This window comes from Microcoleus sp. Aus8_D2, assembly GCF_036702665.1.
In the GTDB taxonomy this organism is placed as follows: domain Bacteria; phylum Cyanobacteriota; class Cyanobacteriia; order Cyanobacteriales; family Microcoleaceae; genus Microcoleus.
Genome location: NZ_JAUBUN010000031.1, coordinates 14,909 through 39,831, shown reverse-complemented (window position 1 = coordinate 39,831; position 24,923 = coordinate 14,909). Strand labels below are relative to the sequence as shown.

19 protein-coding genes are annotated in these 24,923 nt (G+C 46.6%); 12 read left to right on the top strand and 7 right to left on the bottom strand.

Going from position 1 to position 24,923, the window contains the following annotated elements:
- Positions 1-61: 61 nt before the first annotated feature.
- The 3 genes from QUB64_RS22270 to QUB64_RS22260 all read right to left on the bottom strand — a co-directional run bounded on the left by QUB64_RS22270 (position 62) and on the right by QUB64_RS22260 (position 2,507).
- Entirely contained in the window at positions 62-796 is a 735-nt protein-coding gene (locus QUB64_RS22270) for an energy-coupling factor ABC transporter ATP-binding protein (protein WP_333272891.1), read from the bottom strand.
- 132 nt (positions 797-928) lie between these two features.
- On the bottom strand, positions 929-1,588 hold the full coding sequence (locus QUB64_RS22265) for an energy-coupling factor transporter transmembrane component T family protein (protein WP_333272888.1): 660 nt from the start codon (positions 1,586-1,588) through the stop codon (positions 929-931).
- Positions 1,581-2,507 carry an energy-coupling factor ABC transporter permease gene (locus QUB64_RS22260; protein ID WP_333272885.1) on the bottom strand — a complete coding sequence of 309 codons (927 nt, stop codon included), beginning with the start codon at positions 2,505-2,507 and terminating at the stop codon, positions 1,581-1,583. Before QUB64_RS22260 ends, QUB64_RS22265 begins: the two co-directional genes overlap by 8 nt.
- 635 nt (positions 2,508-3,142) lie before the next feature.
- Here QUB64_RS22260 and QUB64_RS22255 point away from each other — a divergent pair.
- The 6 genes from QUB64_RS22255 (at position 3,143) to QUB64_RS22230 (ending at position 8,228) form a co-directional block, all read left to right on the top strand.
- Positions 3,143-3,775, top strand: coding sequence for a hypothetical protein (locus tag QUB64_RS22255; protein WP_333272883.1), 633 nt, complete (start codon positions 3,143-3,145; stop codon positions 3,773-3,775).
- 73 nt (positions 3,776-3,848) lie between these two features.
- Positions 3,849-4,322, top strand: a complete 474-nt coding sequence (locus QUB64_RS22250) for a hypothetical protein (RefSeq protein ID WP_333272880.1) — start codon at positions 3,849-3,851, stop codon at positions 4,320-4,322.
- A gap of 21 nt (positions 4,323-4,343) precedes the next feature.
- Complete coding sequence (locus tag QUB64_RS22245; protein WP_333272878.1) at positions 4,344-5,057, top strand: hypothetical protein; 714 nt, start codon at positions 4,344-4,346, stop codon at positions 5,055-5,057.
- A 114-nt stretch (positions 5,058-5,171) separates the two neighbouring features.
- The gene (locus QUB64_RS22240) at positions 5,172-5,606 is read left to right on the top strand and encodes a ferritin-like domain-containing protein (protein WP_333272875.1); all 435 of its coding nucleotides are present in this window, start codon (positions 5,172-5,174) and stop codon (positions 5,604-5,606) included.
- A 385-nt stretch (positions 5,607-5,991) separates the two neighbouring features.
- Entirely contained in the window at positions 5,992-6,942 is a 951-nt protein-coding gene (locus QUB64_RS22235; protein ID WP_333272873.1) for an FTR1 family iron permease, read from the top strand.
- Between the two features lie 548 nt (positions 6,943-7,490).
- The gene (locus QUB64_RS22230; protein WP_333273012.1) at positions 7,491-8,228 is read left to right on the top strand and encodes a response regulator transcription factor; all 738 of its coding nucleotides are present in this window, start codon (positions 7,491-7,493) and stop codon (positions 8,226-8,228) included.
- A gap of 403 nt (positions 8,229-8,631) precedes the next feature.
- On the opposite strand, the gene QUB64_RS22225 is transcribed toward QUB64_RS22230, so the two are convergent.
- Both QUB64_RS22225 and QUB64_RS22220 read right to left on the bottom strand, forming a co-directional pair.
- Positions 8,632-9,498 (bottom strand): Npun_R2479 family HD domain-containing metalloprotein, encoded by an 867-nt coding sequence (locus QUB64_RS22225; RefSeq protein ID WP_333272870.1) that lies wholly within the window; start codon positions 9,496-9,498, stop codon positions 8,632-8,634.
- Between the two features lie 163 nt (positions 9,499-9,661).
- Positions 9,662-9,865 (bottom strand): hypothetical protein, encoded by a 204-nt coding sequence (locus QUB64_RS22220; RefSeq protein ID WP_333272868.1) that lies wholly within the window; start codon positions 9,863-9,865, stop codon positions 9,662-9,664.
- A gap of 121 nt (positions 9,866-9,986) precedes the next feature.
- On the opposite strand from QUB64_RS22220, the gene QUB64_RS22215 reads away from it, so the two are divergent.
- From QUB64_RS22215 to rpsG, 3 genes are all read left to right on the top strand, one after another.
- Complete coding sequence (locus tag QUB64_RS22215) at positions 9,987-10,184, top strand: hypothetical protein (RefSeq protein WP_333272865.1); 198 nt, start codon at positions 9,987-9,989, stop codon at positions 10,182-10,184.
- A 125-nt stretch (positions 10,185-10,309) separates the two neighbouring features.
- The gene (rpsL, locus tag QUB64_RS22210) at positions 10,310-10,690 is read left to right on the top strand and encodes a 30S ribosomal protein S12 (RefSeq protein ID WP_096831142.1); all 381 of its coding nucleotides are present in this window, start codon (positions 10,310-10,312) and stop codon (positions 10,688-10,690) included.
- Between the two features lie 120 nt (positions 10,691-10,810).
- A complete protein-coding gene (gene rpsG, locus QUB64_RS22205; RefSeq protein WP_006632196.1) occupies positions 10,811-11,281 on the top strand; it encodes a 30S ribosomal protein S7 in 471 nt (156 codons plus the stop codon).
- A 19-nt stretch (positions 11,282-11,300) separates the two neighbouring features.
- Here rpsG and QUB64_RS22200 read toward each other — a convergent pair whose 3' ends face one another.
- Positions 11,301-11,441 (bottom strand): hypothetical protein, encoded by a 141-nt coding sequence (locus QUB64_RS22200; protein WP_333272862.1) that lies wholly within the window; start codon positions 11,439-11,441, stop codon positions 11,301-11,303.
- Positions 11,442-11,620: 179 nt separating this feature from the next.
- Between QUB64_RS22200 and fusA the strand changes: the two genes are divergently transcribed.
- The 3 genes from fusA to rpsJ all read left to right on the top strand — a co-directional run bounded on the left by fusA (position 11,621) and on the right by rpsJ (position 15,639).
- A complete protein-coding gene (fusA, locus tag QUB64_RS22195) occupies positions 11,621-13,693 on the top strand; it encodes an elongation factor G (RefSeq protein ID WP_333272859.1) in 2,073 nt (690 codons plus the stop codon).
- Between the two features lie 101 nt (positions 13,694-13,794).
- Positions 13,795-15,024 (top strand): elongation factor Tu, encoded by a 1,230-nt coding sequence (gene tuf, locus QUB64_RS22190; RefSeq protein ID WP_333272856.1) that lies wholly within the window; start codon positions 13,795-13,797, stop codon positions 15,022-15,024.
- Between the two features lie 297 nt (positions 15,025-15,321).
- The gene (gene rpsJ / locus QUB64_RS22185) at positions 15,322-15,639 is read left to right on the top strand and encodes a 30S ribosomal protein S10 (protein ID WP_194011386.1); all 318 of its coding nucleotides are present in this window, start codon (positions 15,322-15,324) and stop codon (positions 15,637-15,639) included.
- Positions 15,640-15,715: 76 nt separating this feature from the next.
- On the opposite strand, the gene QUB64_RS22180 is transcribed toward rpsJ, so the two are convergent.
- A complete protein-coding gene (locus QUB64_RS22180; RefSeq protein WP_333394202.1) occupies positions 15,716-24,910 on the bottom strand; it encodes a transporter substrate-binding domain-containing protein in 9,195 nt (3,064 codons plus the stop codon).
- Positions 24,911-24,923 lie beyond the last annotated feature (13 nt).

Below are 24,923 nucleotides of genomic sequence, written 5' to 3'. Positions count from 1 at the left end.
GTGAGGACTCCCTTCCGCATTCATCCCAGGAATTGAGTCCTGACGACGAAGCAATCACTAATTACCAATCTGGCGGTAAATTGTAATATTCAAGAGTCGATCGATCTTTCAGCAAATCTTCAGTTTGTCGATCGACCTGAATCTGCCCATCAGCCAAGATTAGCGCCCTTTGAGTCGTTTTCCCGATCCAATTCAAATTGTGGGAGGCGATCAAAATTACCTCGATCGGCAATTGCGACAAAACCTTAGCCAAATGACGGCGCCACGAGGGGTCTAGCCCGTTGGTCGGCTCATCTAAGATTAAAATGGCAGGCTCCAATGCTAAAATTGCGGCTAATGCTGCTAACCTTCTTTGACCGCCAGACAGTTCGTGGGCCGAACGGTTGGCAAATTCGACCAAACGGAATTCGTCTAACAGGGCTAAAGCTCGATCGCGCGCCACACCCGGCGGCACCCCATAATTGCGCGGCCCGAACATGACATCTTCCAAAATAGTCGGCATAAATAGCTGGTCGTTAGCATCTTGAAAGCAAAATCCAATCAGCCTCCGCGCCTGCGATAAAGTCGTCGCTTCCAGCTTAGTTCCCTGCACTCTAATCTCCCCAGATTGAGGCATTTTTAAGCCGATTAAATTTTCGAGCAAAGTGCTTTTCCCAGCACCTGTCAAGCCCAGTAAAGCAACTCTTTCTCCCGGTTGCAAACTAAAGGAAAGTCCCCGCAATACAGGTTTTTGTTCCGTATAGCCAAATACTAAGTCTTGCACTTCGATGGTTGGCGGTGATTTGAGATTAGTCAATTTTTATTTTCCTCGATTTTTAGATTAAGAGTTTTTAACCGCAGAGGGCGCAGAGAGCGCAGAGAGGGGAGGGGATAAGGAAAAAGATAGAGGCATGAATTAATCAATTTCCTATGCCCTATGCCCTATGCCCTATGCCCAATTACCATAAGAAGCTATTGTCAATCCGGCTGCGGTTAAAATTGTCACTGTCAGCCAGAGTCGCTCTTTTGGTGTAGATCTTGAGTCGGATGGCAAACTTCCTTGATAGCCGCGAATCATCATGGCTGCGTGTACTCTTTCTGCGCGATCGAGACTTCGCAAATAAAGCGCCCCAATCATAGAAGCACTGGCATAGCGCAGCCATCCTCCGGTACCGGACAAGCCTCGGAGTTGGGCGGATCTTTTCATGCGGTTGACTTCCGCCTGCAGAATTTCTAAGTATTGTCCGGCTAAAAGTACAATCTCTTGCAAACCTGCTGGTAGAGGCAATCCTTTGAGAGCGATTCCGAAACTGTGGGGTGGCAAAGTTAGCAGAAAACTGTTCATAATTAGCAGGCAAATTAGGGAACGCAGCAACAGAAAACTGGCGCGTTCCCAACCTTGGGGCAGCACTAATAGCGAGAGAAACAGCAATTCTGCTCCCAACAGTTGCGCTAGGGTTCGCAGCGGGGCTTTCAGCGAAAATGACCAAAAAAGTGCGATCGCCCCATAAATCCCCAGCCACAGCCAAGCCCCAGTTTTCATAAAACCAATGCCGATGACAATTGTCAAAGACAGCCGCAATCGAAAAGGTATGGAGAGTTTAAACATCTTTAGGTTTTACCAACTGAGCAATACCAAAAGCCGTACCGAAGCTGACGGCAGATCCCAAAAGTCCAGCAATGCTAGTACCGATAGGCTGTTCTTCTAATCCTTTAACTGTGTAATCTGCTAAAGGAGTTGGGTTTTCGATCGCCACAGCTTCTTTATCTTTAAAGCCGTATTTTTCGGCTACCGAATCTAACCCATCAGGCCAACTTGAAGCGAACAGCGAAAGCACACCGGAGATTAATAAAACTCCCACTACTGGCGCTAACCATTTCTGCAATTGTGGCTGTTCTCCTGGTAATAAATCCGGCCGGACTTTCACAAGATAAGTTAAAACACCGCCTGTAATTACCCCTTCGCCAATACCAATTAAAATATGTACGCCTACCATTGCTGGCAATGCGATATTCAGCGGTACAGTACCAGAAATTGCCAGTTCGATCGCGCAACAAACAGAAGCAGCAACCACACTCAGGGCGGCAGCGATGCCCGCAGCGAGGGGTAAACGATTCCGGGAACCTCCCAATAGTTGCTGCAACGGCTTTAACAGCCACCAGCCCACCCAAATGCCAACTAGCCCCATGTTAAAAATATTGGCACCCAGGGCGGTGATCCCCCCATCGGCAAACAAGACGCTTTGAATAATAAAAACTGTGCTCATCGCCAAAGTTGCCGCCCAAGGGCTCCCCAAAACCACGGATGCCAGCGCCCCTCCCAACAAGTGCCCGCTGGTGCCACCGGCTACGGGAAAGTTGATCATTTGGGCTGCAAACACGAAAGCTGTAGTTAATCCCATGATAGGGGCTTGCCGCAGCCCAAGACTGGCGCGGGTTCGATTTAGGGCAACTGCAATTACTGCTGCGCTTGCTATGCCGGTGGCAACTGCTACTGGCGGTGAAAGAAAACCATCAGGTATGTGCATCGATATATCCCAAATGAGAGAAGTGCCAACCTTTTAGTCAAGTATTTTTTACAAAACTTTACAATCCCCTATGGGGGCATTGGTGCGGGGGCGATCGGGGAAGTCGTGGCGGGCGATCGCTTATCCTGCAAAGCTTCCAGCTTAACAGCCAGAATTTTCAGGAGTGGGGATCGGAGATTAAATAATTCTTAAAAATTAATCGTATTTTGTAGCTACAGCCAGCATTTGCCAGCTTTTTGATAATAATTATCAATAAACTTATAATTTTTAGCTGTGGAATGTATCAATATCAAAGCTCCGACCAAAATCTTAAGAAATTATAAAGTTATAAAGGAAAGCTAATAATTAGTTTTATTCTCAACTCTTGAGAATAAATAGCATTAGTTGTTCAACAATAAAAGCAGCAAAATTAGCTATAAGCTAGCCATAGCAAGGATTTTTGGTGTTTGAGAAACTAAAAACCAAGATATTATTGCAGTCAATATGTCTGAAGTGGTGTTTTGGCGGTTGTCGATCGCGTGAATGTGCGATCGACTCTTCCTGCACGGCTTATATTCTCAAGAACCTGAAAATACTAATGCAACTATTCTCAAGTACTTATCCGCACAATCCACACTCAAGGAGGCCCGCCAGCCGTGCAACAATCAGCACCAGACTCAACTACCGATTTAGTTCCATCAGAATTTCCCAGACAGTTAGATATCGCTCAAGTTTCTATTTACGGACTGAGTTTTTTATCGGCTGGTATGTTTCTATTTTTACCTTTAGTCAACCTACTGCATCCCAGCCATTGGCAACGGTTGATGGGAACCATTCACGGCATGGGTGCAATGTTTGCAATGGTAGTGATGGTTTACACGGGACATTTAGCTTTCCCCTTGCTGCGGGGTGTCCCTAAAATCTTGCCGCAAATGCGTACATTAGCTTTTTGGTCAACTCTTTTGAGTTTTTTGGCCATTGCTACTGGCAATTGGGCTTATATGCGGTATCGAGCAGGCATGGATTTCGGTGGAGCAAGGGCAGCGCTGAAAGAAAACTCTCCTCTAGTGCAGTACGTTTTGATGGAATATCACGAATTTAGCGTGCTGTTTACATTGCCTTTAGCAGTAGCTTGTACCTGGATTTTGTGGAACTACGGCGACTCAATTTTAGAGAAGCACAATCGCCCAGTTTTAACAGCTACCTGCGTGGCTTTGATGGCAATCATGTTTTTTTCAATGGGAGGCATGGTAAGCGGGCTTGGCGTTGCGAAAATTCACGCTCTGTAGTCAGCGGTTAATCGTTATTTGAAAGTATTAGCACTGACTAATTACCAATTACCAAACTTAGGAGATTTTAGGGATGACTAGACAATTATCCAGGCAAAAGCAGGCAATTGAAGAACCTTTTTACGGGAAGTTTTGGAGCAAATTAAAACACTTTCCCGGTGGTTTAGCAGAGGGAGCAGAAACTGCGCCTAGCGTTTCCGGGCCGGCGGCAGCCGCAGTAATTAGTGCGGCAATTGGTTGTTTCACAATGATGGTGAGTCACCATTTAGGCGACACATCAAAACAGATAAACGAAATGCTTTGGAGCCTCGGTACTTGGATTCCCGGCAGCAAAACTGGTGACGAATTGTGGGGCAACATCGGCAGTTACACTGGTAAAGAAACTATGTTGCTTGTCGGTTGGCTTGTCAGTTGGTCAATTCTCCATATTTTATGGAAGAACAAGAACATTAAAAGCCGCACCATATTTTTCTGGATGTTTAGTTTATTAGTTGCTGCGACAGCTATGTCATGGCATCCTCTTTTCCCCTATTTACCGTTAACTTAAGTAATGTGAGGTTTGTTGTCAATGGAAACAAAAAATAAGCCACTCCCAGCCAAGGAGATGCACAAAATTGTTTGGATTAGTATGGGAGTTTTGACTCTTTTCTTTGTGACTTTTCCCATCTCCATGTGGCGCGTCAGCCAAAAAGAAAAGTTTCTCGGCTCTCACGTCAAGTCTTTGACAATTGAGGGTAAAAAACCCGATAATGCTGTTGCGAGTAAACCGACGGAACCAGCTATTACCAGCAGCACAATACCTTCGGCTTTAGCTGTTAACAGTCAGAAAAAACTGCCTGAAAAGTCTCCCGATGTTGTGCCTTTCACTAATAAGTCTACTGAAACGGCTATTGCAAGTAGCCCTACAGATAAGACTGTCCAAGCAGTACCCGTGTCAGCGGGCAAGCAGGAAGTTCAGGCGGTTGAGGTCACTAATCAGACAGCAGAAATTACCGATCGCACCAAACTAGATGAGTTAGCTCTAAAAGTGTACGATCGCATCAATCAGACTTGGCAAGCTAACCCCACATTCACTCAAAATCTAGTCTATCGAGTCACTGCAAGTCAAGACGGGGCGATCGGCAACTTCGAGCCCCTAAATCAACCAGCCAAGGATTTCAGTAAAGAAACTCCCCTGCCAAATCTGCTCAAATCTGCCGAAACTACCAGCAGCAGCGCAGTACCAGTCGCAAAGTTCACAGTAGTATTTGCTCCTGCTGGAACTTTAGAAGTCAACCCATAACTCAACTGCAACATTTATCCAGTAAGGTGCACGGCGTGCACCTTGCTTTTGCTTGTTAACTAAAAATGTGATACTATGAATAGCGCTCTATAAAGCATTCTACTTCTACAACAAATGAAAGAACTTGACGATAAAAAAACCCAGGAACTGTTATGCACCATCATGGAATGGGAACTAGCAGGAGTAGTGCGCTACACCCACTATGCACTCATGGTGACAGGGCCAAACCGAATTCCCATCGTGCAGTTTTTTCAAGCACAAGCAACCGAATCCCTACTCCACGCCCAACAAGCCGGAGAAATTTTAACAGGTTTAGACGGGCATCCCAGTCAGAAAATTGCCCCGATCGAAGAAACCTACAAACACTCCATCAAAGACTTGTTGGAAGAAAGTTTAAATCACGAAAAAAAAGCGCTTAAAAAGTATAAATCCTTACTAGAAGTCGTCACAGACTCCAGCGTTTATCTCGAAGAATACGCCCGCACCCTGATCGGACAAGAAGAATTGCACCAAGTAGAACTCAAAAAAATGCTGCGGGATTACAGTTGATTTAGTTATTGGTTGTTGCTGGTTGGTTATTTGTTAGTTGTTGATGATAACAACCAAGAAACAATAACCACAAAGAAATCTCCAACAAATAATTTCCTGCTTGTGAGTGAGATGTAGGGCTGAAGCATTTGGGCGACATTTTTTTAACAAACATTGTGATGTTATGTCCAAATGCTTCAGCCTCCCAGCCTAGTGGCTTGCACTCTCGAAGGAAAAATGAAGAAAAAAACCACTCTAAGAGAGTTTGACACCTATACACGGATTAATTATCGAGTGTTAGTCATAAATGAGAATTCAGAAGGAGCAATGTAGGAAATAACCAATAACCAATAACCAATAACCAATAACCAATAACTAATAACTAATAACCAATAACCAATAACTAATGAACTTTACTGAAGCCATCCCAACTTTTGTAATAACCCTCCGCGAAGGCGTAGAAGCAGCCCTAGTCGTCGGAATAGTTCTAGCTTGCTTGAAAAAAGCCGAACAAAGTCACCTCAATTCTTGGGTTTATACAGGTATCGCAGCCGGGATTGCTGCTAGCGGTTTTGTCGGTGTTTTATTCAATGGATTACTCGCAGCACTCTCAACATCAAATCAGCCTTACGCACCAGCAATCAAGCAATTTCTAGAAGGTAGTTTGGGAATTTTCGCGATCGCCATGCTAAGCTGGATGCTAATTTGGATGACTCAGCAAGCCCGCTTTCTCAAAGCTGAAGTCGAAGGCGCACTCACCGCAGCTTTGACAGAAAATACTAATGCCGGCTGGGGCGTATTCGGCTTAATTTTTATCGCCGTACTTCGCGAAGGTTTTGAAACAGTTATATTTATCAGCGCTCAATTCCAACAGGGTTTGAGTCCAGCTTTGGGCGCTTTGGGCGGTTTAACTGGTGCGGCAATTATTGGCACGCTGCTGTTTAAGTGGGGCGTCAAAATTGAGATCCGCCTGTTTTTCAAGTTGATGGGGATCTTGTTGCTCTTAATTGTCGCGGGTTTGGCGGTGTCGGCGCTGAAACATTTTGACCAAGCTGCTGCTATTTTGTCTCAGATCGATCGCCAGTATGCAGCAATTTGTGTTTTTTACGATCGCACTGCGCCAGTCCACTCCTGTATTTTAGGCCCGCTGGTGTGGAATGCAGAAGCTGTTTTGCCCGATCGGCAATTTCCGGGAGTGATTCTCAAAGCGCTCTTTGGATACCGCGATCGCATCTATCTTTTGCAAGCTGTTGGTTATACAATATTCTTACTAACCGTCGGCGGTCTTTACTTCCAAAAATTAGGCCCTCAAGCGACTGCTCCCAGCCAAAATAGTCAGCCAGCTCCCCCTCACTAGCTGTCCGAGCCGTTTTTATCCTTTGTTTCGCTACTTCCAGGGCGAGCGGAAAAAATCCCCCACTGGATAAAAAATCCTCAAGTTTCAGGTTGGGGGTTGATTATTTGACTTATTTATGATACCATTTGATAATGGGAATATTGCTTTTTTTATTGAAAATAGTTAGATTTATATTATTTAATAATACCGTCAACAGCCCAAAAAAGCAAGCGGCAACCCTCAAAAAAAACAATTTTTTTTAACTTAACAAAAATTAACACTTAACGGTTAACAGGGATCTCGAAGTCGCAGGCGCACCCAGAAGAAAGTAGAGGCTGTTCTTGCCGGCCAAAAATCAGCCCCCAGCAAGATTTTTGGCGAACAGTTTTCTGATATGCGCTCAAGAGGGCTTATAATTAGTACAAGAATATTTACAGAGTTCTGAAAGTTCTTAATGAACCTTATAATCCTTAATGAAGCTTAAAATTAAAAAATTGCTCCTTAAAGTTACCTGGAACCCCCAGAAGGCTGTAGCCTCCGCCATCTGGTTAGCGGTGAGATAAATGATGATGCCTCGGATACTTGTTATTGATGATGACGCGGCGATCGCCGAACTCGTAGCCGTCAACCTAGAAATGGCTGGCTACGAAGTCACCCAGGCAGAAGACGGCATCAAAGGTCAGGCACTGGCAATACAACTGCTGCCCGACCTGATTATGCTAGACCTGATGCTGCCTAGAGTAGACGGATTCACTGTGTGTCAGCGGTTGCGGCGGGACGATCGCACAGCCGACATTCCCGTCTTGATGTTGACCGCCTTAAGTCAAACTCAAGACAAAGTAGAAGGCTTCAACTCCGGCGCCGACGATTACCTGACCAAACCCTTTGAACTAGAAGAGATGCTGGCGCGAGTGCGAGCCTTGCTGAGGCGCACAGACCGCATCCCCCAAGCTGCCAAACACTCGGAAATCCTGAATTACGGCCCGCTGACCCTTGTCCCCGAAAGGTTTGAAGCTGTTTGGTACGTTAAAACCGTCAAACTGACTCACCTAGAGTTCGAGTTGCTGCACTGCTTGCTCCAGCGCCACGGTCAGACAGTCTCTCCCAGTGAAATTCTCAAAGAAGTGTGGGGTTACGACCCCGACGACGACATCGAAACTATTCGCGTACACATCAGACACCTGAGAACCAAGATGGAACCCGATCCCCGCCATCCTCGGTACATCAAAACCGTATACGGCGCGGGTTATTGCCTGGAATTGCCCAGCAACGAGCAAGTAGCCGAGGAAGCCAAATCCTCTGCTTGAGCTAGCCCGCCAGATGCCACAAGCAGTTAAAAATATAACTAGAAAAGCCTGAGAGCATTTGCTCTCAGGCTTTTTAGCGTGCGTGTCCGCACCTATCCTTAGGTCAATACGGTTCATTGAAGACTTTTCCGAAGAGAGGAACGCTATACATGAACGCGATCTTTTATGAAAGCAATCGCAGTGTATGTTTTTCATAGGTTTTACCTATTGCAATCTCTTAACCCAAGCGTGTTGGATTATAGGTTAAATTTAGGAATTGTTCGCAACCGACACACCCTACGAATACTAATGACCAATAACTACTGACAACTATTCTCTAAGCGAGCTGACAAGCTGACAACTGTCAAGCGGTCAACTGTCAAGCGGTCAACTGATAACTGTCAAGCGGTCAACTGTCAAGCGGTCAACTGACTTGCGATCGAGCAACCTCAGAATCGGAACGTTGGTGCTCCATCCGAAATATGTTAGCGTACAAACTAGCAATAATTTGTTTGCCTTCCTGCGTCAACTGCAAATAACCGAGAGATTCGCTGATGTGAGGATAAATGCCGCTCCAGTAAAACTTTGAGTAGCTTTGCAGCAAGTCGCCCGGATGTCGGTAGCCCAAAAGTTTAGTAGCACCGCTTTCTTCCAACTCGTAAAACAGCGCGCCAATTTTTTGCAAATATTGCGGGTTACTGAGCTGACCTATTAAGTCAGCACCGCGAACTAAACTAGAATAATTAACTGCATCTTCGTCAATGTTGCCGTCAAGCACCGAAAAACGAGTCTGTTCTATGTTCTGCTTAATTATGTCAGCATTAATTAGCTTGTGGTTGCCGAATCGCTCGTCAATAAACAGTTTTGCTCTGTCAACTCGGTAAGCAGCTAAGCTGGCTGCTGTTGCACCGGGAGCAAGTGCAATTCTCATCCCATCTTTTCCCGTAGCATACAATCCTGCTGATGCTTGGTCTTCTCGGCAAACTCCTTTGACATATCCGATATCTTGGCACAGCAAAGAAATGATGAAGTGCAGCCAATTTTCACAGGATACTCCGCCCTTGCGAATGTGTTTTCCCCGCAAAATTTCTTGACCGACCAAGGTAATGCAAATGGCGTGTTCTACATTGTGATAAAGGGCGTCGCTGCTGGCGATGTTTTCTAACGCCATTGCCCCCACCCAGGCAATAATGTCAGCATAGTCGGATTTGTAGCCTCCGTAAGTGCGGCTGTACCCGTTCTCTAGTTGTTTAATGAAAGCCTCGATCAGCAGTTCTGTAGAATTAAACATACCCTGTCCTTTTACCTGAATATTGCCTTTCAAGAGCGGTGCATCTATTTTGAATCTCTCTGATTTTATGGATGAGATTTTAACTCAAAACTCAAAACTCATTCACCCCGCGTGCGTTGTTCGCGCTTGCATGAAGGCGGTAATCTCGACACTCCCAATCAACTCAGTCCATGACTGACACCCATCCCCGCCGCACTGCATAGAGCAGCCTGCTGACAATTTTTCGCTCTTCGTAACATTTAAAACTCTGAGAATTAATTTCGTATTGAATTTGGTGGAACACCGTCCGATCGATCTTACCGGATTTCCAAATGTTCAAGTAAAGTTCGGAAATTGTAGATTCAGGAATATAAGCTTTGGTTTTCATCTGAGGTCAACTCAATGTATATTTCTGATGATCCGGCAATTTTATATAACTTTATGTGATGTCGATCTCCCTGAGACTGTGATGCGATCGCACGCACTCAGTTGATGGGCATCTCCGAAAAATGGTGCTGCGATATTTCGATCGCCACCAATTTTACAGACTGCTGTGGACTGTATCACAGTTGCGCCTAAATTATATTATGTCACATACCATTCGCCTGTTGTGGTCGCCTGCTCCTTTCCTTGCAGCCCGGAAGGAAGTTCGATCGCCTGCTGCGGCAAATTCCTTGCCAAAAAAAGCCGCGTCGTGTACTATATAGAGTCTGGTATCCTCACTTACCCATAATTATTTTCATTTATCCCGTCCCCCCAGAGGGGAAGGGACTTTCAGTGCGGATGCCGCCAAATCACTATATTCAGCAAAAAGCTAGAAATGCCGTAACTCATGCCCACTATTCAGCAACTCATCCGTTCAGCACGGGAACAAACGCAGAAAAAAACCAAATCGCCAGCTCTCAAGAGTTGCCCCCAGCGCCGCGGAGTTTGCACCAGAGTCTACACGACCACCCCGAAAAAACCTAACTCGGCGCTGCGGAAAGTGGCTCGGGTACGGCTGACATCTGGTTTTGAAGTGACAGCCTACATCCCCGGGATCGGTCACAACTTGCAAGAACACTCGGTAGTAATGATCCGGGGCGGTAGGGTAAAAGATTTACCCGGAGTTAGATACCACATCATTCGCGGTACATTAGACACCGCCGGGGTGAAAGACCGCAAGCAAGGTCGTTCCAAGTACGGGGCCAAGCGTCCTAAAGCGAAAAAATAACAGGGCGCTCGCCCGATCGTCGGGGTGAGGAAGCAAAAATAAATCCGATCGTCATCGATGGATATCTGAGCCGAAAACCCCAAATTCAATCAATCAAAATCAAAAATCGCAAATAGAACTATGTCTCGCCGCACAGTTATTCAAAAACGTCCAGTTCCACCAGATCCAACTTACAACAGCCGGTTGGTAAGCATGATGGTGAGACGGATCATGCAGCACGGCAAAAAATCCGTGGCCTCCAGCATAGTCTACGACGCCCTAAAAACAATCCAAGAACGCACGGGAGCCGAGCCTTTAGACTTGTTTGAAAAAGCAGTCAAAAACGCTACACCCCTGGTAGAAGTCAAAGCCCGCCGGGTAGGTGGCGCCACCTACCAAGTGCCGATGGAAGTACGTTCCGATCGCGGAACCACCCTCGCCCTCCGCTGGCTGATCAGATTTGCCCGCGCCCGCACAGGCCGCTCGATGGCAGCTAAACTGGCTAACGAACTGATGGATGCAGCTAACGAAACAGGCAGTGCTATTCGCAAGCGCGAAGAAACACACCGTATGGCAGAAGCTAACAAGGCTTTTGCTCACTACCGGTACTAATTGCCAACTCGGGCATGGATCAGAGGTCGATCGTGCGGCATGAAAGCATCGGGCGATCGATTAAAAAGTGTCTATTTTGAGTTGTTGAGATTGCTTCTCCTGGGGCAATGCTGCCGGCCATTCGTGAAGCAAACTCAAAACTCCCAAAGTCAAAATTCACACATTCTCTGAATCCTCAATGTCGCATCGTTAATATTTTTGTAAACAAATGTTGCAAAAAATATTAAAATGTAACAATAAACTCAATATACTTATGTTGTAAGTCGATTGGGAGTGCAAGATCGGGTTCTGTGTAGTATAATAGTATTATAACAGCAACACAAAATCAAGGAGATAGCTGTGGCACGTATCGTCCCGCTAGAAAAAACTCGCAACATCGGCATCGCAGCCCACATTGATGCGGGCAAAACAACAACAACAGAAAGAATTCTGTTCTATTCAGGCATGGTTCACAAAATGGGTGAAGTGCACGAGGGGACAGCAGTGACTGACTGGATGGAGCAAGAGCGAGAGCGGGGAATTACGATTACTGCCGCCGCTATCACCACCAGTTGGAAAGATTACAAAATCAACATCATCGACACTCCCGGACACGTAGACTTCACGATCGAAGTTGAACGCTCGATGCGAGTGCTCGACGGAGTGATCGCAGTATTCTGCTCGGTAGGCGGAGTGCAGCCCCAATCGGAAACAGTGTGGCGCCAAGCCGATCGGTACCACGTACCCCGGATTGTGTTCGTCAACAAAATGGATCGGATGGGCGCAAACTTCTACAAAGTCTACGGTCAAATTCGCGATCGGATGAGAGCGAACGCCGTACCCGTCCAAATCCCGATCGGCAGCGAAGAAAACTTCCGGGGAATTGTAGATTTAGTGCAAATGAAAGCCTACATCTACAACAACAACACCGGCACCGATATCGAGGAAATAGAAATCCCCGATGAGGTAAAAGAACTCGCAGCAGAATACCGCACCAAGCTGATCGAGTCCGTAGCAGAAACCAACGACGCCCTCACGGCAAAATACCTTGAAGGCGAAGAACTAACCGAAGCCGAAATCCGCTCGGCCCTGCGCCAAGGAACTATTTCCGGAGCTATCGTCCCCATGCTGTGCGGTTCGGCCTTCAAAAACAAAGGCGTTCAGCTTTTGTTAGATGCAGTGATCGACTACCTGCCCTCACCCCTGGAAGTTCCCCCAATTCAAGGACTGCTGCCCAACGGCGACACCGCAGAGCGATTCGCAGACGACAACGCGCCCCTGTCAGCCCTGGCATTCAAAATCATGGCAGACCCCTACGGCCGCCTGACCTTTGTTCGGGTATACTCCGGTATCCTCAAAAAAGGAACCTACGTCCTCAACTCCACCAAAGACAAAAAAGAGCGAGTTTCTCGCTTAATTGTCCTGAAAGCGGACGATCGCATAGAAGTTGAGGAACTCCGGGCCGGAGACTTGGGAGCAGCCTTGGGTTTGAAAGACACCTTCACCGGCGACACCCTCTGCGAAGACGGATCGGCAGTGATTCTGGAATCCCTATTTATTCCAGAACCAGTCATCTCCGTGGCTGTCGAACCCAAAACCAAACAAGACATGGAGAAGCTCTCCAAAGCCCTCCAGTCTCTCTCGGAAGAAGACCCCACCTTCCGAGTCAACGTTGACCCAGAAACCAACCAGACAGTCATCGCCGGCATGGGCGAACTGCACCTGGAAATTCTGGTAGACAGGATGCTGCGGGAATTCAAGGTAGAAGCCAACGTGGGTCAGCCGCAAGTAGCCTACCGCGAAACCATTCGCAAAGCCGTCCGCGCCGAAGGTAAATTTATCCGCCAAAGCGGCGGTAAAGGTCAGTACGGTCACGTCGTGATCGAACTAGAACCCACCGAAGTCGGAACCGGCTTTGAGTTTGTCTCCAAAATTGTCGGTGGCACTGTACCGAAAGAGTACATCGGCCCGGCAGGACAGGGGATGAAAGAAGCCTGCGAATCAGGTATTGTAGCAGGATATCCCGTGATTGACCTTAAAGCTACTATGGTAGACGGGTCTTTCCACGACGTAGACTCCTCAGAAATGGCATTTAAGATCGCCGGTTCAATGGCGATCAAAGAAGCTGTCATGAAGGCGTCGCCAGTGCTACTAGAGCCTATGATGAAAGTAGAGGTTGAAGTTCCCGAAGATTACATCGGGAACGTCATCGGAGACCTCAACTCACGTCGGGGTCAGATCGAGGGTCAAGAGACGGATCAGGGCATTGCCAAAGTTTCTGTAAAAGTTCCACTAGCAGAAATGTTCGGTTACGCTACTGACATCCGCTCGAAAACCCAAGGTCGAGGCATCTTCACAATGGAATTCAGCCATTACGAAGAAGTGCCGCGAAATGTGGCTGAAGCCATTATCGCGAAAAACAAAGGGAACTAATGATTTAAGGTTTTAGATTTTGGATTTTGGATTGAATCCAAAATCTAGAATCTAAAATCTCAAGTCTAAAATCGCTAAAAAAAACAAGGAACAGATCGAGAATGGCACGCGCAAAATTTGAACGGACTAAACCCCACGTAAACATCGGCACAATCGGTCACGTTGACCACGGCAAAACCACTTTGACCGCGGCGATTACGATGACTCTCTCTGCACTGGGTCAAGCAAAGGCTAAGAACTACGCCGATATCGACGCTGCGCCCGAAGAAAAAGCACGGGGTATTACGATTAATACCGCTCACGTAGAATACGAAACCACAGGTCGTCACTACGCCCACGTGGATTGCCCCGGACACGCTGACTATGTGAAAAACATGATCACCGGTGCTGCTCAAATGGACGGCGGCATCCTGGTAGTGTCAGCGGCAGACGGCCCCATGCCTCAAACTCGCGAACACATCCTGCTAGCTAAGCAAGTTGGCGTTCCCAGTTTGGTTGTCTTCTTGAACAAAGAAGACATGGTGGATGACGCTGAACTGTTGGAATTGGTAGAACTGGAAGTTCGCGAACTTTTGAGTTCTTACGATTTTCCTGGCGATGACATCCCCATCGTGACCGGTTCGGGATTGAAAGCTCTCGAAGCAATGCTTGCTAATCCGAAGACTATCAAGGGCGAAAATGAGTGGGTTGACAAGATTTACAAGCTGATGGAAGAAGTAGATGCTTACATCCCTACTCCAGAACGCGAAATTGACAAGCCTTTCTTGATGGCTGTAGAAGACGTATTCTCGATTACTGGTCGGGGTACTGTGGCTACTGGTCGGATTGAGCGCGGCACAGTCAAAGTCGGCGAAACAGTCGAAGTGATTGGTCTTAAGGACACTCGCAGCACTACGGTGACTGGTGTGGAAATGTTCACCAAGTCCTTGGAAGAAGGCTTGGCCGGCGACAACGTGGGTCTACTCCTCCGGGGTATTTTGAAGGCTGATATTGAAAGAGGCATGGTAATTGCCAAGCCAAAATCCATCAGTCCTCACACTCAGTTTGAATCTGAAGTGTACATTCTCAAAAAAGAAGAAGGCGGCCGTCACACGCCCTTTTTCTCTGGCTACCGCCCTCAATTCTACGTCCGTACAACTGACGTAACCGGTACAATCATGCAGTTCACTGCTGATGACGGTTCGGAAGCTGAAATGGTGATGCCTGGTGACCGGATCAAAATGACTGTCGATCTGATTCACCCGATCGCGATCGAACAAGGAATGCGCTTCGCAATTCGTGAAGGCGGCCGCACCGTCGGCGCCGGCGTTGTTTCCAAAATCCTCAAGTAGGAATCCGCTAACAGCCTAAGTAGCAGAAAAGCCGCCAAATGTCAATAGGCTTTTCTGCTATTTAGTGAGTAGTTAGTAGTTATTGGTTAGTAGTTAGTGGTTAGTAGTTAGTGGTTAGTAGTGATTGGTTAGTAGTTAGTGGTTATTGATGATAGATTAAATATTCGATACCAAGTAACAAGTAACAAACAACCCTTCGACTTCGCTCAGGGCATCGCAAATAACAAATAACAAGTAACAAATAACAAGTAACAAATAACTAAAAATAAACTGAACCTAGAAAATTCAACAAAAAAAATGGCAACAATTCCACAGCAAAAAATTCGCATTCGCCTCAAAGCTTTCGATCGCCGAATTCTCGACGCATCCTGCGAAAAGATTGTAGATACAGCAAATCGGACAGCAGCCACTGCGATCGGCCCGATTCCCCTACCCACAAAACGACGGATTTATTGCTTGCTGCGATCGCCCCACGTAGACAAAGATTCTCGCGAACACTTTGAAACCCGCACGCACCGTCGCATTATCGACATTCATCAGCCTTCTGCTAAAACAATTGACGCTTTGATGAAACTGGATTTGCCAGCCGGCGTAGATATCGAAGTCAAGCTGTAGATTGACTCATCGAAAACTCGGAAAGAAGGAGCAATGGAAAAATACATTGTTCCTTCTTTTTTATGAAAGTTCGTTATTAGTTTAAGGTGAACATTGCCGGAGTAATAGAACTAGCTGATGAGCCAGCCAGAGATGCTAAAACTGCCCCAGTGCTAGCAAGACGGATCAGGGTATCCCCGGCTTGAGTGCCTGTACCTTGGGTAATAGTTAACTGCTCAAATTTGAGCCCGCCTGCTAATCCTAATAAGTCTTGGCCAATAGTAAAATCGGCGATCGCATCAGTTCCATTTCCAGGTGTTAACACAAAAATATCGCGTCCTTTGCCACCATTGAGCAAGTCGTCACCCGCACCTCCATTGAGAGTATCATTGCCTTTACCGCCAAACAGAATGTCATTGCCTTTGCCACCATTGAGCAAGTCGTCACCCGCATTTCCATTGAGAGTATCACTGCCTTTACCGCCAAACAGAATGTCATTGCCTTTACCGCCAAACAGAATGTCATTGCCTTTGCCGCCCCAAACGGTATCATTGCCTTGACCGCCATAGAGAGTATCGTTCCCTTTATTGCCATTGAGGGAATTGTCCTCTCCGTTGCCATTGAGTAAGTCATTGCCTTCAGTGCCCGTGACTGTATTGTTCACAGTCGTACCAGAAAAAGGTGGCGAATACTGCAAGCCAAAGTCAGCAGCAAGGGCGTTACTGTCGCGACGGAGAACGTTGGAATTGAAATGTCGATCGTACATTTCTCCATAGTTCCCTACTGCTTTGATCGCCTTCACAGCAAAGTCATTTGGCAAACCTAGCGCTTTACCTATATTCCCTTCCAAGCCTAAGAATTGGCGAATGGCGGAGTTAGAGTCATTCGCGGAGTTAGAGTCAGTATTCTTGGTGATTAACTCATCGATATTGGCTGAAGTAATGCCATATTCTTCAGCTTGAACTAAAGTGTTATAAACCCAACGTACTACATCAGCCCACTCGGATTGATTTTCGTCAGTGATTAAGCCCAAAGGTTCTTTAGAAAGAACTTCATCGAGAATCCGATGCTGTGCGGGATTGGATAAGGTAGGAATTCGGGCACTGAGAATAGTCAGGTCTGTTGAGACAGCATCTATTTCTGCTTTGTCGTAAGCCGCAAACATTTGATCGTTTGTGGCAAACTTAACAGGGATAAACGTACTTCCGTATTTGCTTAAAGCATCTTGGAGATTTTGTAAAGAAGTTGCTCCTTCCAAAATACCAACTCGGCGACCGTTGAGAGTCGGTAAAACACTGATACCGCTATTATCCCTGACTAATACTCCTTGTCCGGTGTAAAGATAAGTCGGACTAAAATCAACACCCAAACTCGCATCGCGCACCAGATTTTGAGTTATTCCCATTGCTGAGACATCAACCACACCATTAGCTGTATTGGCGAAACTATCCTTAAACGACTGAACCTGAATTTCAAGCTTAGTAGGATCGCCAAATAAAGCCGCAGCGATCGCACGTCCTAAGTCAACATCAAAACCCACAAATTCGCCATTAGCATCCTTCACCGTAAAGCCGGGGTTGTTACCGGGAAGTCCTAGCTTCAGGGTGCCGCGCTGCAAAACATCTGCCAGCAAATTGCGATCGTCATTATCAATTAAAGTCGCATCAATCTTGGTACCAGAGAACGGTGGAGAATACAACAAACCTCCCTCATTCCAGAGGAGATTGCGATCGCGCTCTACCCCAGGGAAGTGACGATCGTATATTTCTGCATAGTTGCCAACTTGCTTGATAACGTTTACTGCGAAGTCCTTGGGAAGCCCCAGAGAAGCTCCTAAATCGCCTTCTAAGCCCAGAAAACGACGAATGGCAGGGCTGGAGTCATTATTCGGATTATTATCGGTATTAGCCGCAATAAATTGGTCGATGTTTTCAGAGCTAATTCCAAATTCTTCCGCTTGAATCGGGACATTGTTGACCCACCGCACTACATCGGCCCATTGTGAGTCATTTTCGGGCAAGATTATGGCGATCGGTTCTTTGGAGAATTCTACGTCTAACAGGCGGTGATTTTCTGGATTGGAGAGATTTTTGAGTCGCTCGGTAATTATGGAACTGTCGATCGAGAAGGCATCGATTTCTTCGCGATCGTAGGCTGCCATCGCTTCTTCAATATTGGCAAAGGATTTAGATATAAATTCAACCCCTTGAGGGCTGAGCTCATTTTGTAAATTTCCTAATGAGGTGCTGCCTTCAAGAATGCCAATGGTACGACCCTTGAGGTCTGAAACGGTCTCAATGCCGCTATTTTTGCGAACCATAACCGCTTGGCGATCGTAGAAATACAGCGAACTGAAATCGATATTCAGGGTTGCATCGCGTCCGAGGGTGTGGGTAGTGCGTTGGGAAGCGACATCTACAGTCCCATCCGCTACCATTTTCAAAGCTTCATCCTTAGTTTGTAGCTTTTCTACTTTGCTAGCATCCCCAAACAACGCGGCTGCTAAAGTACGAGAAAATTCAAAATCAAATTCTGCCCCTAAATCAGACGTGCCGAGTTTAATTTTACCGCGCTTAATAACATCATCAAGAATGGTAGTTTGTGGTTTTTTTACTAAGTCGGAATTTGCCAGACTGGGACTGGTTTGAGCGGAAATTTCACGGGCAGTCGGGGCAGGCTGTCCTGTAGGTGCGTCTACAATTTCAACGATTTCACCTAAGTTAGGAAAGTTATTGTAGGTTTGTCCGTTGTTTTGAATCAGCGCGATTTCTTGTCCTTTGAATTGCAGGGTCCCGGCGAGGAAGCTAAAGTCTGCTAGGGATTGAGTATTAAACCCCGCGGCGGAGATTTGGATTTTATCTCCTTGGGTGGGGTCAAAGTCGAGGATTAAGTCGCCGTCGTCGGAGGGTGCGTTGAAGTAGAAGACATCAGCACCGTCTCCGCCGTTGAGTAAGTCTACTCCCGCACCGCCGGTGAGGATGTCTTGTCCCGCGTTACCCACTAACCAATCGTTTTCTTCGTTGCCTTCGAGGGTATCGTTGCCGAGACCGCCTTCGAGTAAGTCGTTTCCGGTGTTTCCTTTCAGTTGGTCATCGCCGGCATTTCCTTGCAGTTGGTCGTTTCCTTCGTTTCCTTCCAGGGTGTCGTTTTCTGCACCGCCTGCGATCGCATCATCTCCGGCGTTTCCTTGGAGGATGTCTGCACCAAAGTTGCCTTCTAATTTGTCGTTACCTTCTCCACCTACCACGGTATCGCTGCCAGCAGAGCCCGTCAGTTGGTCGTTACCTGCCAGTCCTTGCAGGACATCGTTACCCTCATGGCCAGAGAGATTGTCGTCGCCTTCGGTTCCGGTGAGGGTATCGTTGCCGAAGGTTCCGGTTTGGCGCGTCCCGTTTTGGCTATTAGTGCTGTTCTGTTCGTCGTTATCGGCAATTTGCAGGACAGCGGTTTTATACACCGGGTCGAAGGCGTAGCCAGTGCCGACATATTTGAGGTTGAGGGTTACGGCTTCCGGCTTTTCTGGGAGGGTATCGTCTAACACCGAGAGGTCGATAACAGCTTCAGTCGCTCCGGGTGCGATGTTAATTTCCCCAAATAAACCGCCTTTGGTGCTGTAATCTTGTCCCAGAGTGGCAGTACCGGAGAGGGTGTAGAGGATTTTCAGCCCTTGAGCCGGGGCAGCTTCACCGAGGGCGATCGTAAATTGTCCTTGGCTGTTGCTATCGCCTTCGGTGATGGTTGGGCTGGCGGTTACTTTCACAGTACGCTTTTCGTTCAGTGCGTACTGCACTAAGAACGTGTCTGCCTTTAGTAATTCTTGGAGTTTAGTTTGGGATGCTTGGGCGGTAATTTTTCCTTCGATTAGCTGTTGGGTGACTTCGGGTAGGGTGCTGTAGACCGCTTTTTTGATTGGGCTGATGCTGGGTAGAACGTCTGAAACAGAACGAGTCAGCGCCTGTCCTACTAAGTCGTCAACTAAGTGGTTGCTTTGGGCAACTAATTCGGAGACTGCTGTTACAGCTTCGCTTGCAATAGAGAGATTGTGTTTTTCGGTTAATTGAGTAAAGAGTTTTTGCAGGTCATCGCCCTTGCTTAAGTCAAAGGTGTCAACCTTTTGCAACACTTCACCCAGAGCAACAATCACCTGAATTTCCGCATCAGAACCTTGATATTTTGCTGCTTTGAGGAATGCTGTGCCGTTGAGCAACAAATTCATTACTTTGATGTGACCAGAGGCAATATTAATGCCGGTGGTATCATCTTTTCCAATCGCCGCGTAGGGGTCAAAGTTGTCTAAGGGTTGAGTCAGGGAAGCTAAGGGCAGTCCTGAGATTTTTTCAAGCAAAGTTTCGACTTGTTCCGCCGCAATTCCTTGGCTGGAAAGAACTGCTTGGAGGGTGGTTAAGGGTGTCGTGCTTGTCGCTTCTGTGGCAGAACCGACTTGAGAAATTAGGGGTAATGTTGCAGGCAGGCCGGTGGTAGTGTCGGTGCCGCCAATTCCTACAATTTGTCCTTCTTTCGAGTCAATTTTTCCGTCTCCATTGACATCTAATGCAGCAATTTTAGACTCGTCAAAATTGTATTCTCCGTTGTCGTCAGTGATGGTTTGCAGTTCGCCTTCGTCCGGTTTCAAGTTGCCGTTGGTATCTATGAAGACTGTGGCATCTGCTAAAGGGCCGTTGAATAAAAAGCGGAACGCCTTCCGCAACAACTGCTCCCCGAAAGAGCTAGATGGTACTTTTGTATTAGCTCCTGAATTGCCACCTGAGTTAGTACCTGAGTTAGTACCTGAATTGCCACCTGAGTTAGTACCTGAATTACTCCCCGAATTGCTGCCTGAGTTAGTACCTGAGTTAGTTCCTGAGCTGCTACCTGAGTTAGTACCAGAAGTGCCGACAACACCACTTGAACTGTCCAGAATAGACAACGAATTATTAAACTCAAAATTCTCCACGTCGATGACAACTTTTACACTATTTTGACGAGTAATTCGCCATTGTTTACCGCTGGAAGAATTTAACTCGGTAAACGTATAGTCATCCTTTTTACCCCTCAAAATCAAGGTATCATTACCCGATCCTCCGTCAATGGTATCGTTACCTAAATCGCTTAACTCTAGGCCGCCGCTTCTTAAGATATCGTCCCCACTACCGCCAGACAAATTATCGTCGCCAGGGCCACCAGAGAGAGTATCATTGCCCGCATCGCCCCGAAGAAAGTCCTTGCCGACTCCCCCACCGAGATAGTCGTTGCCATTTCCACCCTCTAGGGTGTCATTGTCGTGGCTGCCGTCATAGATTTGTCCCTGTTGTCCGTTGTCTTCGCCGTAGAGAGTATCGTTACCATTTCCACCTTTGATGAGATCGTTATCTGGCTGACCAGAGAGAAAATCATTGCCCACTCCACCATCGAGATAGTCGTCGCCATTTCCACCCTCTAGGGTGTCATTGTCGTGGCTGCCGTCATAGGTTTTTCCCTGTTGTCCGTTATCCTCGCCGTAGAGAGTATCCTTACCATTTCCACCTTTGAGGACATCGTTATCTGACTGACCAGAGAGAATGTCATTGCCGTTCTCACCATTAAGAGTGTCGTTGCCGGCCTCCCCCAAAAGGCTATCGTTGCCATCGCTACCTAAGTGAATGTTATTTTGACTATCGCCGGAGATGTTATCGTCCCATGTGGAACCGATTACGTTTTCAATGGAAATTAAGCGATCTGAAAAATCTTCCCTAGGCAACTCTAGGATCTCGAGCCCGTCCCTACGGAGCTGGTCTAAAAAGTCTGATGTGTACTTTTGTACCACTCTTGGTCGGGATATGACTGTCTTTTGAGATAAATTAGCTGTAATTCCATCGTTGTCAAAGCTATAGTCAGCCCAATCACTACCTTCTCCTCCATCAAGATGATTAGAGCCATTCCCACCAGAAAGAGTATCGTTGTCTTGCTCACCATAGAGGGTATCATTCTCGTCACCACCAAAAAGCAAATCGTTGCCAAACCCGCCACGAAGCTGATCGTTTTGTTGCTGACCCCTGAGGGTATCATTCCCATCGTCACCATAAAGCAAATCGTTGCCAGTGCCGGCATCGAGCCTGTCGTTGCCCTGCTGGCCCCTTAGGGTATCATTTCCCCCGTCACCAATAAGTGAATCATTCCCACCGTTGCCTTCAACGAGGTCGTCCTCCCCTCCTCCGATGAGCGTGTCGTTATCTTCCTGACCGGACATTTTATCGCGCCCCTGGCCACCAAAAAGCAAATCGCTGCCAGTGCCGCCCTCGAGCGTGTCGTTGCCATCCTCACCTTGGAGCGAATCGTTCCCCTGCTCACCCTCAAGCCGATCGTCTTCAGTCCCTCCTATCAGTGTGTCGTTGTCTGTCCCTCCTATCAGTGTGTCTTTTCCGCCGGAACCATTGATCCTATCATCTCCCGCGTCGCCTTCAAGGTAGTCTTCCCCAAGTTCACCATCGAGTTTATCGTTGCCACCATCCCCAAAGATACGATCGTTATTGTTTCCACCATAGGCAGTATCGTTACCCAATCCGCCGTGAATTTCATCATTTCCAAAATCCTTCTGCTTTGGATCTCCTTCTCCGTCAATGTAGTCGTCGCCGGGCCCACCGTAGAGCTTATCGCTGTGTCCTTGTCCGTATATCCAGTCATTACCATCGCCACCAGAGATCGTATCTGGATCGTTTCCGCCATAGAGTTGATCGTTGCCACTCCCCCCATCAATTACGTCAGAACGAAGACGACCGGCTAGGGTATCATCACCTCCATTACCAAAGAGAACATCGTTGTTATCATTTCCATCTATCTCCTCATTGCCATCACCCCCAATAAACTTCACAGATTTGCTGGTAAATAGACCTGACACAAAACTTTCAGCGCTTTTATACAAATCTGAAGCGGCATCAACAACATAACTTCCTACTTTGCTGACTCCAGCTAAACCGTCCTTCAAAAGGTCTTTTGCATAGCCAACAACGTCGCCTACAGCCCCGAATAGTTCGTCTTTAATTTTAGTCCCTAAACTACTGATATCCTTAAACTGAGCGACAAACGGATCTAACGATAAATCAACGATATTGTACCGGGTTTTCAAGAAATCTACATCCATACGAATGCGATTTTCGTCTCCTAAAGTGAACCCAACATCAATACCAAAGTTGTAGCCTGCTACACTAATCCCTAGCTTACCGGATATAGAAAGATTGCCGTTGTTGAGAGAGAAGCTGGCACTGGCTAGATCTTGGCCAAAAAGCTTAATTCCACCGGATGCTGACCCGCTCAGGTTTGAGGGATTCAAGGTAAAGTTATCTAACTTAATTTCTAAAACGCCCGGCCAACCCAACTGAAAGTTTTTGAGGCTGATTTCTTTTGGGCTAAAACTCAAATCGAAGTTGGCTACTTTTTTGCCAAAAAGTTCTAAACCGGCATCGGCTTTTAATGATTGCTCTTTCGAGTTTAATTTCAGGTCTACATCTAATGTAGAATCGTTGCCACCAGTGATTTTCAAAAATCCTAAGTTAATTTCAGGAATCTTCAAACTTCCGCTTAAACTTGGATCGCTAGAGAAGGGATTTGCGGCGAAATTTAGAGTAGCTTCTTTTCCCCAAGCATTTACTTTGCCATTGAGTGCAATTCCTTGGGTTAAGGTAGTCTTCCCAAACGTAGTTGTCACCGGCACAAACTTGATGAGGGGATCGATTAAGAGATCTTCATCTGGACCATCGATAGATACAATGGTAACATCTAAGACATCTTTCAAAAATTTCTTGGTTTTTCCGACAAAACCTGAGTTATCAACTCCTGCAACACTAAGGGGCACCGACAAAATGTCCACTAAGCCAATGGGTTGATAGACGGTTAATTCCATCCCAAATTTATCTGGTTCTTTGGGAGCTATGAATACAGCAGATTTGACATCCAAACCGCCCAATTTCAAATCTGCAGAGAGTCCAACATTATCAATGTAGGGAAATACATAACTGCCGCCAAGCTGAAACGATAAATTTCTGAGTTCTGAATTCTGCAACCCAAAGGGGTTTTTCCAAGGCGTATCTGAACCTACTTCAAAGCTGGCTGTGAGGGACTTTGGATCGAGATTAAGTCCGCCAAAAAGTGTTAACGGCGGTTCATTTTTTTGGACAGGATCGTAGTTTTTGAGGAGGATATTTCCCTCAATACCAAAACTGGGTTTCGCCTTTTTGTCAACCGCTAGTCCCAAGGCGGCGCCGGTGAGGGTGGCACTGAAGTCTGTCGGCGAGTTCTTATCCCCAAATAGCAGAATATCTGTTTCAAACTTTCCTTTGAGGCTGGCTCCGTTTGAATCTACCTTTGTGATTAGGTTTAATTGTTGAATTCCCAGTTTCTTGTCAATGAATGCTGCGATACCTGTATCGCCCTTGTTGAAGTTGGCAATTCCAGAGATTTCAAAAGTTTTATTGCTGGTATCAAGTTGCCCGATTCCGAAGCTGGGATTGCTTATAGGTACGGATAATGCTGTCGCAATTGTTTCTACACCCGGAACTCCTTTGACGATATCAACTAGCGAGGTCTCTCCCTGATAGGTAATTTTAATTTGTTGTTTGGAAAATTCCAAATCAATTGGGTTTTCAGTGATTTTTCCCGTGAGTTTATAGCTGGTACTTTTGCCACTTTGATTGCTAATTGTTAAACTGGCATCCGAGATAGATTTGTTTAAAATAGCAACGTTGCTTTCTACAGTAATTCCTACTTTTTTCAACAGGTCAGCTAAAGAAATATCTCCGGTATAGGCAACTTTTAACTCTTGACCTTTTTGATACTCGAACGTTACCTCTTGTCCGCTGACTTTTCCAGAGAACTTATAAGCGGAAGGGGACTTGCTGCTGTCCACTGTCAAGCTGGGAGCGGTTATAGAGCCGGTTAATATCGCACTTCCTTGGGTGTCGGTCACTCCAACAGTTTTCAACAGGTCAGCTAAAGAAATATCTCCGGTATAGGCAACTTTTAACTCTTGACCTTTTTGATACTCGAACGTTACCTCTTGTCCGCTGACTTTTCCAGAGAACTTATAAGCGGAAGGGGACTTGCTGCTGTCCACTGTCAAGCTGGGAGCGGTTATAGAGCCGGTTAATATCGCACTTCCTTGGGTGTCGGTCACTCCAACAGTTTTCAACAGGTCAGCTAAAGAAATATCTCCGGTATAGGCGACTTTTAAAGCTTGACCTTTTTGATAATCAAATGTTACCTCTTGTCCGCTGACTTTTCCAGAGAACTTATAAGCGGTAGTGGGCTTGCTGCTGTCCACTGTCAAGCTGGGA

What these genes read in the sequence shown, in the direction of transcription:
- QUB64_RS22250 (WP_333272880.1), top strand. Translation starts at nt 3,849, where the DNA reads ATGACTAGACAATTATCCAGGCAAAAGCAGGCAATTGAAGAACCTTTT.
- QUB64_RS22240 (WP_333272875.1), top strand. Translation starts at nt 5,172, where the DNA reads ATGAAAGAACTTGACGATAAAAAAACCCAGGAACTGTTATGCACCATC.
- rpsJ (WP_194011386.1), top strand. Translation starts at nt 15,322, where the DNA reads ATGGCAACAATTCCACAGCAAAAAATTCGCATTCGCCTCAAAGCTTTC.
- QUB64_RS22230 (WP_333273012.1), top strand. Translation starts at nt 7,491, where the DNA reads ATGCCTCGGATACTTGTTATTGATGATGACGCGGCGATCGCCGAACTC.
- QUB64_RS22215 (WP_333272865.1), top strand. Translation starts at nt 9,987, where the DNA reads ATGGTGCTGCGATATTTCGATCGCCACCAATTTTACAGACTGCTGTGG.
- rpsL (WP_096831142.1), top strand. Translation starts at nt 10,310, where the DNA reads ATGCCCACTATTCAGCAACTCATCCGTTCAGCACGGGAACAAACGCAG.
- tuf (WP_333272856.1), top strand. Translation starts at nt 13,795, where the DNA reads ATGGCACGCGCAAAATTTGAACGGACTAAACCCCACGTAAACATCGGC.
- rpsG (WP_006632196.1), top strand. Translation starts at nt 10,811, where the DNA reads ATGTCTCGCCGCACAGTTATTCAAAAACGTCCAGTTCCACCAGATCCA.
- QUB64_RS22225 (WP_333272870.1), bottom strand. Translation starts at nt 9,498, where the DNA reads ATGTTTAATTCTACAGAACTGCTGATCGAGGCTTTCATTAAACAACTA.
- QUB64_RS22220 (WP_333272868.1), bottom strand. Translation starts at nt 9,865, where the DNA reads ATGAAAACCAAAGCTTATATTCCTGAATCTACAATTTCCGAACTTTAC.
- QUB64_RS22265 (WP_333272888.1), bottom strand. Translation starts at nt 1,588, where the DNA reads ATGTTTAAACTCTCCATACCTTTTCGATTGCGGCTGTCTTTGACAATT.
- QUB64_RS22260 (WP_333272885.1), bottom strand. Translation starts at nt 2,507, where the DNA reads ATGCACATACCTGATGGTTTTCTTTCACCGCCAGTAGCAGTTGCCACC.
- QUB64_RS22245 (WP_333272878.1), top strand. Translation starts at nt 4,344, where the DNA reads ATGGAAACAAAAAATAAGCCACTCCCAGCCAAGGAGATGCACAAAATT.
- QUB64_RS22235 (WP_333272873.1), top strand. Translation starts at nt 5,992, where the DNA reads ATGAACTTTACTGAAGCCATCCCAACTTTTGTAATAACCCTCCGCGAA.